We start from the raw sequence: 12,584 nt of genomic DNA on the forward strand, positions 1-12,584 counted from the left end.
AGCAGGATCGAGGAGAAGACCGCCCACTGCGCGAGCTCGAGCAGGGTGAGCCACCACGCCGGCCTGGTGGGGGACAGGTTGCCGAGGACCCACAGTGACTCCCGGAAGAAGGACCTGCCCCACCGGGCCTGCTGGCGGACGAAGTGGTTGAAGCGCTCGGGTACGGCGGTATGCGCGATCGCGTGCCGTCCTCGCCGTGGCCGCCACACTCGCTCTAGCCGGCTGCAGTCCGCTGAAGGCTCACATCGAGAGTGGCGGCAAGAGCAAGGTCACCGTCACCGCAACACCGTCGAAGGGGACCGCTGCACGATCCGGTGACAGGTGGGGTTAGGCAGCCTGAGTGGCTCGTGGGGCTGTGATTGTCTCGTACTCGATGGGGGTCAGCCGGTTGAGGGCGTGTTGGCGTCGTCGTCGGTGGTAGGTCCGTTCGATCCAGGTCACGATCGCGATTCTGAGCTGGTCGCGGGTGTCCCAGTAGCGGGGTCCAGGACGTTGTTTGCAGCAGGGCGAAGAACGATTCCATCGCGGCGTTGTCCCCTGTGGTGCCCTTGTCCGAGAACTCGCCACTGCTCGCAGCGCCACCGGACGCCGGGCCAGACTTCGGTGAGGACACCGAGGACCGGACCCACGCAGTATGGCTATCGGAAGGCGGGCACCGAGGCCGCCGTCATAGACGTGTTCGGCTCAGATCGGACGACCGGTGCTGCGCCCTGGGGTCGTGCTCGGACCTAGTGAGTACGTCGGTCGTCTTCCGTGGTGGTTGCGGCGGGCTGCAGCGGGCGGACGGGTTGTAGCGCCCGCGCCTGCATATTCGCAGGTCAGAGTGGGTGCGCCCGGGAGGATTCGAACCTCCGACCATCGGATTAGAAGTCCGGTGCTCTATCCGCTGAGCTACGGGCGCCGGTCCACGTCAGGAGTGACCGCGTTCTGCTTCGTCGCGGCAAGAGCGTAGTTGTCGTGCCGGACGCGGACAGACTAGTACCCGCCTCGGGCGTGCCGGTTTTCTGTCCACAGGTCGGGGTTCGGCGACTTTGTCCACAGGCGGGATTTCGGCGGGCTGATCCGCCGGCGATCCGGGCCAAGGTGGTGACCACAGATCACGAAGAAGGGTCGCCCCATGAACGAGACGATGATCACCATCGCCGGCAACGTCGCCACCGAGCTGCGCTTCGTCCGCTCAGATCGCGGCACGTCGCTCGTGTCCTTCCGGCTCGCATCGACGCCGCGGCGGTACGACCGCAACCAGGGCGGCTGGGTCGATGGCCATACGACGTATGTCACGGTCGTCTGCTGGCGCACCCTCGCCGAGAACGTCGCCGGCAGCCTCCACAAGGGGGACCCGGTGGTCGTCTTCGGCCGCCTCCGAGTGGAGAACTGGGAGCGCGAGGGGAAGACGGGCACGACCGTCGAGGTCGAGGCCCAGTCGCTCGGTCACGATCTGTCACGGGGAACCTCGGCTTTCCGGCGGACCCGCCGTGAGCAGCAGCGGGAGGTCACCTCCGACACCTCGCTGGCCGAGGAGCTGGCCAGGAGCTGGGACATCGGCGAGGCCGCCGACGGCTCCGCCGCTGCCGGCGAGGATGCGACACCAGGCGACACCGACCGCCCGGACGGGCGTACAGACGTCGGCGTCGATCACACCGAGGACGGCGCGATGCCCACGCGCCGGCGCGGCAACGGCCAAAGCCCCCTGGCCAACGCCGACGCCTCGGACGGCGCCGATCGGCGGGCTGCCTGACAAGCCCGCCAGCAGAGAGCGCGGGCTTCCCTGAGTGCCCGCCTCTCCAGCTGCCGGGCGGCGACCTCGGCTGCGGTGTAACCCACCCCCACCGCGGACGTGCCCCCGGACGCCGCCCGGCAGCACCCCCACGTCGTCGATGTTGCAGGATGGTTGTTGTCTTGTTTGCCCCCGACCCCGAGGTGGAATCGCGTGCCGGAGTACATCTACACGATGCGGGGCGTCCGCAAGTCGCTCGGCGACAAGGTCGTCCTCAACGACGTGACGCTCTCCTTCCTACCCGGCGTGAAGATCGGTGTGGTTGGTCCCAACGGGACGGGTAAGTCCACTCTGCTCAAGATCATGGCCGGCATGGAGCAGGTCTCCAACGGTGACGTGCTACTTGCGCCCGGTTCCTCCGTGGGCATCCTGCTTCAGGAGCCGCCTCTGACCGAGGACAAGACCGTCCTGGAGAACGTCCAGGAAGGGGTGGCCGAGACCAAGCAGATGCTCGACCGCTTCAACGAGATCTCCGCGGAGCTCGCGGACCCCGACGCCGACTACGACACGCTCCTCGCGGAGATGGGGGAGCTGCAGACCCAGCTCGACCACCGGGACGCCTGGGACCTCGACTCCCGGCTGGACATGGCGATGGACGCGCTGCGCTGTCCGCCCGGTGACTCCGACGTCACCCGCCTGTCCGGTGGGGAGCGGCGTCGGGTCGCGCTCTGCAAGCTGCTGCTGTCCCAGCCCGACCTGCTGCTGCTCGACGAGCCCACCAACCACCTCGACGCCGAAAGCGTCCAGTGGCTGGAGCAGCATCTGGCGGCCTACCCGGGCACCGTGCTGGCCGTCACCCACGACCGGTACTTCCTCGACAACGTTGCCGGCTGGATCCTCGAGCTCGACCGTGGCAAGGCCCACCCGTACGAGGGCAACTACTCCACCTACCTCGAGACCAAGCAGCAGCGACTGTCCATCGAGGGCCGCAAGGACGCCAAGCGCCGGCGGATCCTGGAACAGGAACTGGAGTGGGTGCGGTCCAACCCCAGGGCCCGTCAGGCGAAGAACCGCGCGCGTCTGCAGCGGTACGAGGAGCTGGCGGCCGAAGCCGAGCGGGTGAAGAAGATCGACTTCGAGGAGATCCAGATCCCGCCAGGCCCGCGCCTCGGCAACGTCGTCCTCGACGCGCACGGCCTCAAGAAGGGGTTCGGTGACCGCGTACTCATCGACGACCTGTCGTTCTCCCTCCCCAGGGCCGGCATCGTCGGTGTGATCGGCCCGAACGGCGTCGGCAAGACGACGCTGTTCCGCATGATCGTGGGCGAGGAGAAGGCTGACGCCGGTGAGCTGCGGGTGGGGGAGACGGTCAGCATCTCCTACGTCGACCAGACTCGCGCCAAGCTCCCCGCGGAGAAGAACGTGTGGGAGACGGTCTCCGACGGCCTGGACTGGATCCGGGTGGCCAGCTTCGAGATGCCGAGCCGTGCCTACGTCGCGTCGTTCGGCTTCAAGGGGCCCGACCAGCAAAAGCGTGCCGGCATCCTCTCCGGCGGCGAGCGCAACCGGCTCAACCTCGCGCTGACGCTGAAGCAGGGCGGCAACATGCTCCTGCTCGACGAGCCCACCAACGACCTCGACGTCGAAACGCTCCAGTCGCTGGAGAACGCGCTGCTGGAGTTCCCCGGCTGTGCGGTCGTGACCTCCCACGACCGGTGGTTCCTCGACCGGGTGGCCACCCACATCCTCGCCTGGGAAGGCACGGACGAGAACCCCGGGAAGTGGTTCTGGTTCGAGGGGAACTTCGCCGACTACGAGGCGAACAAGATCGAGCGTCTCGGACCCGAGGCGGCTCGTCCCCACCGGGTCACCTACCGCCGGCTCACCCGCGACTGAGCATTGAGGGAGTCGGCCCGTCACCCGGTGGGTGGCGGCCCGTCGCCTGGTCGGGGAGGGCCGGCAGCGGACCAGGCGTGATCACGGGCGCGTCGGTCCCCGCGCAGGTGGCGGCGGCCGAAGGGGTAAGCGGCGACCGGCGCCTGGTCGACTGAGTGTCCGCGCGAGCGGGCTCAGTCGGCAGTCGACAGCTCTGGGGTGGCAGGTGCGTTGGCATCGGCCACCCCGTTGTCGTTCTCTTCGCCCGGGCATCCCGCCACGAGATCGCCTGCGCGGTCACGCCTACCGGTCAGTGCCGCCGTGTTGCGGGCGCTCACCGCGGCGAACACCCGGCCTAGCGCGGCAAGATCTTCCTCGCTCACCAGGTCGATCAGCCCGTCGCGCACACCTGCCACATGGTGCGGGGCGGTCTCCACCAGCCGGGCGTACCCCGCATCCGTGAGTCGAGCCAGGACACCCCTCCGATCGGACGGGCAGGCCTCGCGCTCGACCAGGCCGGCGGCCTCCATCCGGGCGATGGTGTGCGTGAGCCGGCTACGGGAGTGATGCACCGACTGCGCCAGCTCGGCCATCCGGAGGGTGCGCTCTGGCGACTCCGACAGCCGGACCAAGATCTCGTACTCCGGCATCGACAGCCCCAGGGCCCGTAGATCACGGTCGATGCGCTCCATCAACTGCGCGCTCCCGAGGAGGTAGGCGCGCCAGGCTCGCTGCTGCTCAGCGCTGAGCCAGTTCGTTGATCCCATGCATTCAGCATACTCGATGGTTGACAGTTCAACCATAGTGCTGGCACCATGGCGTACGTACGAAGGTTTAACCTTCAACATACTGCTGTGGAGGCACCATGAGCACCCTGACGACCCCGCCCGAGCTGACTGCCGGAACCTGGACGATCGACCCGGTTCACTCCGAGGTGGGCTTCACCGTCCGTCACCTCATGACCAAGGTGCGTGGCTCGTTCCGCGACTTCGAGGGAAGCCTCGAGATCGCCGACGACGCGGCCGCGTCCAAGGTCAACGTGCAGGTCCAGCTGGCCTCGATCGACACCGGAAACCAGCAGCGCGACGATCACGTCCGCTCCGGTGACTTCTTCGACATCGAGAAGTTCCCGGCGATGACCTTCGTGTCCACCGGCGTCCGCCCGCACGCCGACGGTTTCGTCCTGGTAGGCGACCTCACGATCAAGGACGTGACCAAGCAGGTCGAGCTGGTCGGTGAGTTCCTCGGTGTCGAGGACGACGCCTACGGCAACACCCGCGCCGGGTTCGACGCCAGCACGACCATCAACCGCAAGGACTTCGGCGTCGACGCCAACGTCCCGCTCGGCGGCGAGAAGTTCCTGATCGGCAATGACATCGCCGTCCAGCTCTCGGTCCAGGCGATCCTGCAGAAGTAAGCAAGACGCGTACGCCCACGGCAGCAGCGGGGTGGCTCGAGCATCGCTCGAGCCACCCGTTGCGCATCTTCGCTGCCTGTGGGCCCCGATGTACTGCGTGACCGCGCGGGGAGTTCGGCAGCTGCGAGCAGCTCGGCGCGCGGACCGGGCCGAGCCGGGCGGTAGGCGGCCTGAGAGGATCGCCACCGTGAGTCGCTTCGTCTTCCGCTGCCCGCTGCGCTGGTCCGACATGGACGCTTACGGGCACGTCAACAACGTGGTCTACCTCCGCTACCTGGAGGAGGCGCGGGTCGCGATGTTCTTCGAGGGCGCGCGTACCGCCGGGGTGAGCACGTTCGAGGGGGAGCTGGTCGTCGTCCGGCACGAGATCGACTACCGCCGCCCGCTGGTGTTCCTGCCGGAGCCGATCGAAGTCGAGACCTGGGTGACCGACATTCGGAACTCGTCCTGCTCGCTGCGCTACGAGGTCAGGAACAACGACGTCGTGTACGCCGAGGCGCGCAGCGTGCTCGCCGCCTACGACGCGAAGGCCGGACACGCCCGCCGGCTGACTGACCCCGAGCGCGCCTGGCTGGAGAAGTTCCGCGACGACGCCGCGCCGACGGCGTGATCCCGGACGGCAGCTGAACGCGTACGCCGAGACGCAGGGGGCTGCCCTGCACCGGCCGCGTCGCTCCGCAGCCGGGACCGCGCGGAAGGCGGCGAACCGCCGGTACCGCCGCGGAGCGAGAGTACGCAAGGCCCGGGTAGCTTGCCGCGGCCGCACGCGAACCCTGCCAGGTCGGCTGCGGGGCTGACCTAGGCCGGCTCGACCTCCGCGCGAGCCGTGTCGCCGCCGCGGCGCTTCTGCTTCACGTCGACCCCGCCCCAGAACGCGAACCCGGTGACGCGGACGACCGGCCTGCCGTCCTGCGGGTCGGAGTGCTGGGAGGTGCCGTCGAAGCCGCCCATGATCCCCACGCCGTCGATGGTCACCGTGACGTCATCGGGGACGACGATCTCGATACCGCCCATCACCGCGAAGGCGCGAATCGTCGTCTCCCGCTGGGTGAACCGCGCCTCACGTAGGTCGAGCTGGACGCCGCCCATCATGGCGAACGCGGTGTAGTCGGGCGGCACCAGCCACGCACCGCGCCTGGTGGCCCCCGACAGCACCGCGATCGAGAACGACTGCCCGGCCGCACCGCCGGTGATCCGCGAGTCCGGCCCCGTCGGCGCCGCGGCCGCCCGTGGCGGTTGCTGGACCGTCGACCCCACGCCGGGCAGGTCGGTGGTGAAACGTTCGAGCTCGGCGTAGGTCTTGGCCGCGTAGACGCCCTCGAGTCGCTCGTCGAGTTCTTCCAGGGTGAGGCGGCCCTCCCCGGCGGCGTCGCGGAGGACGTCGGCGACACGCTGCCGGTCGGCGTCCGAGGCCCGCAGGTGGCTCGGGCCGGTGGGTTCGGGAAGCTGGCTCACGGCGCAAGTTTAGGGTCTGCTCCGCCGATCATGCGCGACAAATGACCGCGCGGCAGAGTCCGGACGCCGTGCGTCCGGGGGCCGACCTTGCCTTGCCACCCGCCGTTACGCTGGTCTACGTTCCGAGCAAGCGCTTACCCGCCTGTCCGACCGCTCCGCCGCGAAGGTCGGCTGCCCGAGGTTGGCGGGAGCGCCGTCCGACACTGGATCCAGGTCGCGGAGCAGTTGCCTGAACACAGCAGTAGCCGCAGGTGCAGATCGCCGAGAGGGAGTCTCGATGACCACGGAGCAACCGTCCACCCAGGAGAGTGCCGTCGACGCCGGAACCGCCCTGGCCGGGTCCGGCAGCGGACGGACCCGATACGCAGTGGTCGGCTTGGGGTCGCGCTCGCGGATGTTCACCACCGCACTGCTCACCGAGTACCGGGACCGCGGCGAACTGGTCGCGCTGTGCGACCCGAACGAGACGCGGATGAGCTACCACAACAAGTCGTTCGCCGACGCCCACGGCACCGAGCCGATCCCGACGTACCGTCCGGACGAGTTCGTCTCGATGCTCGCCGAACAGCGGGTGGACGTGGTGATCGTGACGTCGATGGACCGTACGCACGACCACTACATCGTCACGGCGATGGAGAACGGCTGCGACGTCATCAGCGAGAAGCCGCTGACCACGGACGCGGACAAGTGCCAACGCATCCTTGACACCCAGGCGCGCACCGGCCGCAAGCTGACCGTCTCGTTCAACTACCGCTACGCGCCGCGCAACTCCGCGGTCAAGGAGCTCATCCAGTCCGGTGCCATCGGCGACGTGCTGTCCGTCCACTTCGAGTGGGTGCTGGACACCAAGCACGGAGCGGACTACTTCCGCCGCTGGCACCGTGACAAGCGCAACTCCGGCGGGCTGATGATCCACAAGGCCAGCCACCACTTCGACCTGGTCAACTGGTGGCTGGGCGAGACCCCGAAGACGGTCTTCGGCTTCGGTGACCTCCGGTTCTACGGCCGGGACAACGCCGAGAGCCGCGGCGAGGCCCCGCGCCCCTACCGCAGCCACGGCAGCCCCGACCTGGAATCGGACCCGTGGGCCATCGACCTCGCCGGAGAGCCGACGCTGCGTGCGCTCTACCTCGACGCCGAGCACGAGGACGGCTACATCCGCGACCGCAGCGTCTTCACCGACGGCATCAGCATCGAGGATGACATGGCGGTGCTGGTGAAGTACCGCTCCGGCGCGACCCTCAGCTACCACCTCACGGCGTACTCGCCCTGGGAGGGCTACCGCGTCATGTTCAACGGCACCAAGGGCCGACTCGAACTCGACGTGGAGGAACGCTCCTACGTCAGCGGCGCCGCGCAGGACCCGAACAAGCCGGGCGGCGGCGCCGACGACACCGACCCCACGAACCCCGAGCAGAGTGCCGACAGGCCGCCGGCCACGCCGATCGACGCCGCTCGGCTGACGCTGCGTCCGTTGTGGGACGTGCCCCGCCGGGTCGAGGTCGAGGAGGGCAGCGGCGGTCACGGCGGCGGCGACCGGCGGCTGCTGAACGACCTGCTCGGCGACGCAGAGGCCGACCCGCTGGGCCGAGCGGCGACGCACGTCGACGGTGCGTACGCGATGCTCGTCGGCGCGGCCGCCAACCGTTCGTTCGCCACCGGAGGTCCGGTCGAGATCGCCGACCTGGTGGCGTTCCCCGGCGGCGGAGCAGAGTCCAGGTAACGAGCACGACGGACACCTCGCGCGCTGCGGGCCGGCTCAACCTCCGGCCCGCAGCCGGTAACGGTGGCCGGCGTGTGCGGTGAACCCGATCACGTGGTCGACGTCGTCGCGGCTGTGCGGCACCGACTCGCCGGTGGTGCGGTCAGTCAGTGAGTACGCCGATCCGACGAGGTTCGTGGACAGGCGCAGGTCACGGGTCTGTCCGGGCAGCAGGTCGATCCGGTCCGCCCGGCAGTCCACCCAGCCGGCGTCCACGGTGATGTCGCCACGGGCCCGCAGCCCGCACACCCGGCCCCTGGACCACGCCGCGGGCAGTGCCGGCAGCACGTGCACGAACGCCGTTCTGCCCTCCAGCCTGCTCTGCAACAGCATCTCGGCGATGCCGGCCGTGCCCCCGAGGTTGCCGTCGATCTGGAACGGCGGATGGGTGTCCCACAGGTTGGGCAAGGTGGAGTTGCGCAGGAGTTCGCGCAGCATCAGGTGCGCGTGGTCGCCGTCGAGCAGCCGCGCCCAGAAGTTCACCTTCCAGGCCTTGCTCCAGCCGGTGCCACCGTCGCCGCGGGCGCGTAGGGACGCCTGTGCCGCCTTGGCGAGCTCGGGTGTGATGAGTGGCGAGATCTGGCTTCCCGGATGCAGGGCGTAAAGGTGGGAGACGTGCCGGTGGTCGTCGGTGGCCACGTCGAGGTCACCCTTCCACTCCTGCAGATGTCCCCAGGAACCGATCCGCAGGCCGGGGTCCAGCCGAGCCAGGGTGTCAACCAGGCGTTGGCGGAGCTCACCATCGGCGTTCAGCATCTGTGCGGCCGCGAGCGTGTTGGACAGCAGGTCCCACACGATCTGCTGAGACATCGACGCGCCGGCGGTCACCGGCCCGTGCTCGGGTGAGTAGCTGGGGGAGACCACCAGCGTCCCGTCGGTGTCCTCGACCAGGAAGCCGAGCCAGAACCGCGCCGTCTCGGCCATCACCGGGTAGGCGCGTTCGCGCAGGAACTCCACGTCGCCGCCGAACTCGTAGTGCTCCCACAGATGGCGGCACAGCCACGCGCCGGCCTCGGGAAACCAGAACGCCGTCGGCCAGTCGTGCACGCCGGCGAAACCCCAGACGTTCGTCTGGTTCTGGACCACCCAGCCGCCGACGCCGCAGATCTGGCGGGCGGCCTCCCGGCCCGGCGGACGCAGGCCGTCGATGTAGTCGACCAGCGGGCCGACGGTCTCGGCGAGGTTGGTGACGTGGGCGGGCCAGTAGTTCATCTGCAGGTTGATGTTGACGTGGTAGTCGCTGTTCCACGGTGGTGTGGTGGAGGTGTTCCAGCCGCCCTGCAGGTTGGCCGGCAGCGAACCCGGACGGGACGAGGCGATCAGCAGGTATCTGCCGTACTGGAAGAACAACGTCTCCAGCTCGCGGGCGTCCGGACCCGTGCCGTCGTAGCGGGCCAGGAGTTCGTCGGTGGGCATCGGCGAGCGCGCCGGCTGGCCGAGATCGAGGTGGACGCGGCCGAAGAGGTTCGCGTGGTCGGCGACGTGCGCGGCGCGCAGACTCGCGTACGGCTGCGCGGCGGCGGCGTTGACCCGGCGAGTGAGCCGGCGGTGCGGGTCGCGCCCGCGATAGTCGGGAAAGGTGGGGGAGTACGACGTGCCCGCACCGAGGATGACGGTGACCGCGTGCGCCTCCCGGACGAGCACCGAATCCTCGCAGTCGAAGAGCATTCCGTCCTCGGCGACGACGAGCACCTGCGCCTCGTAGCCGAGCTGGTTGTCGGGAAGCGCACCGCGGACGGTGATCCGGCCGTTGTGGACGCGGACGTGCGCGCCGGGATGAGGTGTCTCCAGGCACACTGTCAACGACAGGTTGCGCGGCTCGCTCGCGCGCAGCCTGGTGACGAGTACGTCCGCCGGATAGCTGGCGAAGTGCTCGCGGGTGAAGCGCACGCCGTCCAGGTGGTAGTCGACCCAGGCAACTCCCTCGGTCAGGCTGAGACCTCGCCGGTAGTCGAGGGGAGCCGCACCGGGATCGTGCAGGTCGAGAACGAGAGTGCCGAACGGCTGGAACGCACCGAACGCCGTGGCGGGCTGGCCGAGAGCGGCCGCCAGCCGAGCGGGCTCGACCGCGCCCGCGGCGACGATCTCGCGGCGTACCGCGGCCAGCGCGTCCGGACGGGGCTGCTCCCACAGGCCGTGACGGTAGGACCGGCCGTCCTCGACCGCACCGGGTCCGCCGGTCCACAACGACTTCTCGTTCAGGGCAAGGCGTTCGGTGGCGATCCCGCCGAACACCGAAGCGGCAAGACCGCCGTTGCCGATCGGCAGCGACTCGCGTTCCCAGTCGTCGGCCGGTGTTTCGTACCACAGCGTCGCCGCGTCGACGGCATCGGGAATCGAGGGGTCGGCAGCCGATCGTGAGGACGTGATGGCGAGCCTCCTGACGAGTGGTCGGGAACGGGCTCGAGCTAGTCCTTGATCGTACCTCCGTGATTTCGGCCGTGTCAGGAAAGAGAGGTGCATCGTGATGAGCGAAGTAGGACAGGAGAAACGAAGCCGCCGGGCGGTGGAGTTCCGTGGGGAACCACCGCCCGGCGGACGTCGCGCAGGTGCTGTCAGGTCACGCCAGCTGTCGGATCACCTGAGCTTGGCAGATCGGGCGAGCTCAGGAGGACAGGCGCAGCCAGACCGAGGTGTCGGTGGGCAGCTTGCCGTCCGGCAGCGGTGCGCTGGCCAGCAGCACCTCGGCGTCGGAGGGCAACTCCACCGGCTCTTCGCCGAGGTTGACCACACACCGGAACGACGAGCCGCGGTCGAACGCCAGCACGTCGGCGTCGCTGTCGCGCCACGCCAGCTCGGCCTCGCGAGGACCAGTAGATCCACCAGACCCAGCCGACTCCGACAGCCCGGACAGCTCGGACAGTGAACGCCGTACCGACAGCGCCTCGCGGTAGAGCGAGAGGACGGAGTCCGGGTCGCCGGTCTGCGCCTGCACGCTGAGCTGCTTCCACTCGGCAGGCTGCGGCAGCCACGGCTGCGCGTCGCCGAAGCCGAGCGCGGGCCCGTCACCGCTCCAGGGCAGCGGCACCCGGCAGCCGTCCCGGCCGCGATGCTTGTGCCCGGATCGCTCCCAGATCGGGTCCTGCAGCACCTCGACCGGGAGGTCCTCCACCTCGGCCAGGCCGAGTTCCTCGCCCTGGTAGACGTACGCGCCGCCGGGCAGGCTGAGCATCAGCAGCGTGGCGGCCCGGGCCCGCGCGCGCCCCAGCTCCAGGTCGACCGGGACCGTGCCGGCCGGCTTGGCGATCTCGTCGGCGTCGCGGCCGTAGCGGGTGACGTGCCGGATGACGTCGTGGTTGGACAGCACCCAGGTGGGCGGTGCGCCGACCTCGTTGAGCGAGCTCAGCGTGTGGTCGATGGAGGCGCGCATCTGCGCGGCGTCCCAGCCGCGCTTGAGGAAGTCGAAGTTGAACGCGGTGTGCAGCTCGTCCGGACGCAGGTAGCGCGCCAGCCGGTTCGCGCGCGTACCCACCCAGGCTTCGGCGACGAACACCCGCGCACCTTCCGGGGTGCCGGCGTAGGACTCGGCCACGGCCCGCCAGGAGCGGTAGATGTCGTGCACGCCGTCGCGGTCCCAGTGCGGGTGGTCGGCGAGCTCGGGCTCGGCAAGGAGCTCCTCGTCGTCCCAGCCGATGTCGGGCAGAGCGGGGTGCTTGTCCATCCCGTGCGCGACGTCGATCCGGAAGCCGTCCACGCCACGGTCGAACCAGAACCGCAGGATGTCCTCGAACTCCCGGCGAACCTCCGGGTTGGACCAGTTCAGGTCGGGCTGCTCCGGCGCGAACAGGTGGAGGTACCACTCCTCGGGCACGCCCTCCTCGTCCAGCAGTCGGTTCCACGCCGGACCGCCGAAGACCGAACGCCAGTCGTTGGGCGGGAACGCGCCGTCGGGTCCGTGACCGGGGCGGAACCAGTACCGCGCCCGCTCCGGCGATCCGGGGTCGGCGGCCAGCGCCTCCTTGAACCACGCGTGCTGGTCGGAGGTGTGGTTGGGCACGATGTCCAGAATCACCCGCAGGCCGAGCTCGTGCGCCTCGGCGATCATCGCCTCGCCCTCGGCGAGGGTGCCGAACTCCGGCGCGATCGCCCGGAAGTCGGCCACGTCGTACCCGCCGTCGGCCATCGGGGAGACGTACCACGGGGTGATCCAGATCGCGTCCACCCCCAGCTCGGCGAGGTAGGGCAGCCGGGACCGGATGCCGGCGATGTCGCCGATGCCGTCGCCGTTACCGTCGGCGAAGCTGCGGATGTAGATCTGGTAGATGACGGCGGTGCGCCACCAGTGGGGCGAGGAGTTGCCCGGCGAGGAGTTGCTCATGGAGGGAGAGCTTCCCGGTCGTGGAGGGCTTTCGGCAAGT

Annotated in this window: 9 protein-coding genes, 1 tRNA gene and 2 pseudogenes; 5 read left to right on the forward strand and 7 right to left on the reverse strand. The window is 69.3% G+C overall.

Going from position 1 to position 12,584, the window contains the following annotated elements; all coding sequences use genetic code 11:
• The 3 genes and pseudogenes from ABZV93_RS24290 to ABZV93_RS24300 all read right to left on the reverse strand — a co-directional run.
• Positions 1–209, reverse strand: a pseudogene (locus ABZV93_RS24290) (hypothetical protein); the annotation flags it as partial.
• Positions 210–327: 118 nt separating this feature from the next.
• Positions 328–538, reverse strand: a pseudogene (locus tag ABZV93_RS24295) (IS3 family transposase); the annotation flags it as partial.
• A gap of 290 nt (positions 539–828) precedes the next feature.
• Positions 829–901, reverse strand: a tRNA-Arg gene (locus tag ABZV93_RS24300).
• A gap of 216 nt (positions 902–1,117) precedes the next feature.
• Between ABZV93_RS24300 and ssb the strand changes: the two genes are divergently transcribed.
• Both ssb and ettA read left to right on the forward strand, forming a co-directional pair.
• Entirely contained in the window at positions 1,118–1,738 is a 621-nt protein-coding gene (gene ssb / locus ABZV93_RS24305; protein ID WP_354940012.1) for a single-stranded DNA-binding protein, read from the forward strand.
• A 192-nt stretch (positions 1,739–1,930) separates the two neighbouring features.
• Positions 1,931–3,613 (forward strand): energy-dependent translational throttle protein EttA, encoded by a 1,683-nt coding sequence (gene ettA, locus ABZV93_RS24310; RefSeq protein WP_354940014.1) that lies wholly within the window; start codon positions 1,931–1,933, stop codon positions 3,611–3,613.
• A 173-nt stretch (positions 3,614–3,786) separates the two neighbouring features.
• Here ettA and ABZV93_RS24315 read toward each other — a convergent pair whose 3' ends face one another.
• Positions 3,787–4,359 (reverse strand): MarR family transcriptional regulator, encoded by a 573-nt coding sequence (locus tag ABZV93_RS24315; protein ID WP_354940017.1) that lies wholly within the window; start codon positions 4,357–4,359, stop codon positions 3,787–3,789.
• A gap of 98 nt (positions 4,360–4,457) precedes the next feature.
• On the opposite strand from ABZV93_RS24315, the gene ABZV93_RS24320 reads away from it, so the two are divergent.
• Both ABZV93_RS24320 and ABZV93_RS24325 read left to right on the forward strand, forming a co-directional pair.
• The gene (locus ABZV93_RS24320; RefSeq protein WP_354940020.1) at positions 4,458–5,009 is read left to right on the forward strand and encodes a YceI family protein; all 552 of its coding nucleotides are present in this window, start codon (positions 4,458–4,460) and stop codon (positions 5,007–5,009) included.
• A gap of 187 nt (positions 5,010–5,196) precedes the next feature.
• On the forward strand, positions 5,197–5,619 hold the full coding sequence (locus ABZV93_RS24325; protein WP_354940023.1) for a thioesterase family protein: 423 nt from the start codon (positions 5,197–5,199) through the stop codon (positions 5,617–5,619).
• Between the two features lie 188 nt (positions 5,620–5,807).
• On the opposite strand, the gene ABZV93_RS24330 is transcribed toward ABZV93_RS24325, so the two are convergent.
• The gene (locus tag ABZV93_RS24330) at positions 5,808–6,464 is read right to left on the reverse strand and encodes a DUF1707 domain-containing protein (RefSeq protein WP_354940026.1); all 657 of its coding nucleotides are present in this window, start codon (positions 6,462–6,464) and stop codon (positions 5,808–5,810) included.
• A 277-nt stretch (positions 6,465–6,741) separates the two neighbouring features.
• On the opposite strand from ABZV93_RS24330, the gene ABZV93_RS24335 reads away from it, so the two are divergent.
• Entirely contained in the window at positions 6,742–8,187 is a 1,446-nt protein-coding gene (locus ABZV93_RS24335) for a Gfo/Idh/MocA family oxidoreductase (RefSeq protein ID WP_354940029.1), read from the forward strand.
• A 36-nt stretch (positions 8,188–8,223) separates the two neighbouring features.
• Here the strand turns inward: ABZV93_RS24335 and ABZV93_RS24340 are convergent, their stop codons facing one another.
• Together ABZV93_RS24340 and ABZV93_RS24345 are read right to left on the reverse strand one after the other, a co-directional pair.
• Positions 8,224–10,689, reverse strand: coding sequence for a glycoside hydrolase family 95 protein (locus ABZV93_RS24340; RefSeq protein ID WP_354940032.1), 2,466 nt, complete (start codon positions 10,687–10,689; stop codon positions 8,224–8,226).
• 142 nt (positions 10,690–10,831) lie between these two features.
• Entirely contained in the window at positions 10,832–12,544 is a 1,713-nt protein-coding gene (locus ABZV93_RS24345; RefSeq protein ID WP_354940035.1) for a glycoside hydrolase family 13 protein, read from the reverse strand.
• Between the last annotated feature and the right edge of the window lie 40 nt (positions 12,545–12,584).

The sequence above is a fragment of the Actinopolymorpha sp. NPDC004070 genome (assembly GCF_040610475.1).
Taxonomy (GTDB): Bacteria; Actinomycetota; Actinomycetes; order Propionibacteriales; family Actinopolymorphaceae; genus Actinopolymorpha.

Coding starts and splice junctions, on each gene's coding strand:
- ABZV93_RS24335 (WP_354940029.1), top strand. CDS start 6,742: ATGACCACGGAGCAACCGTCCACCCAGGAGAGTGCCGTCGACGCCGGA.
- ABZV93_RS24315 (WP_354940017.1), bottom strand. CDS start 4,359: ATGGGATCAACGAACTGGCTCAGCGCTGAGCAGCAGCGAGCCTGGCGC.
- ABZV93_RS24320 (WP_354940020.1), top strand. CDS start 4,458: ATGAGCACCCTGACGACCCCGCCCGAGCTGACTGCCGGAACCTGGACG.
- ABZV93_RS24345 (WP_354940035.1), bottom strand. CDS start 12,544: ATGAGCAACTCCTCGCCGGGCAACTCCTCGCCCCACTGGTGGCGCACC.
- ABZV93_RS24340 (WP_354940032.1), bottom strand. CDS start 10,689: ATGCACCTCTCTTTCCTGACACGGCCGAAATCACGGAGGTACGATCAA.
- ssb (WP_354940012.1), top strand. CDS start 1,118: ATGAACGAGACGATGATCACCATCGCCGGCAACGTCGCCACCGAGCTG.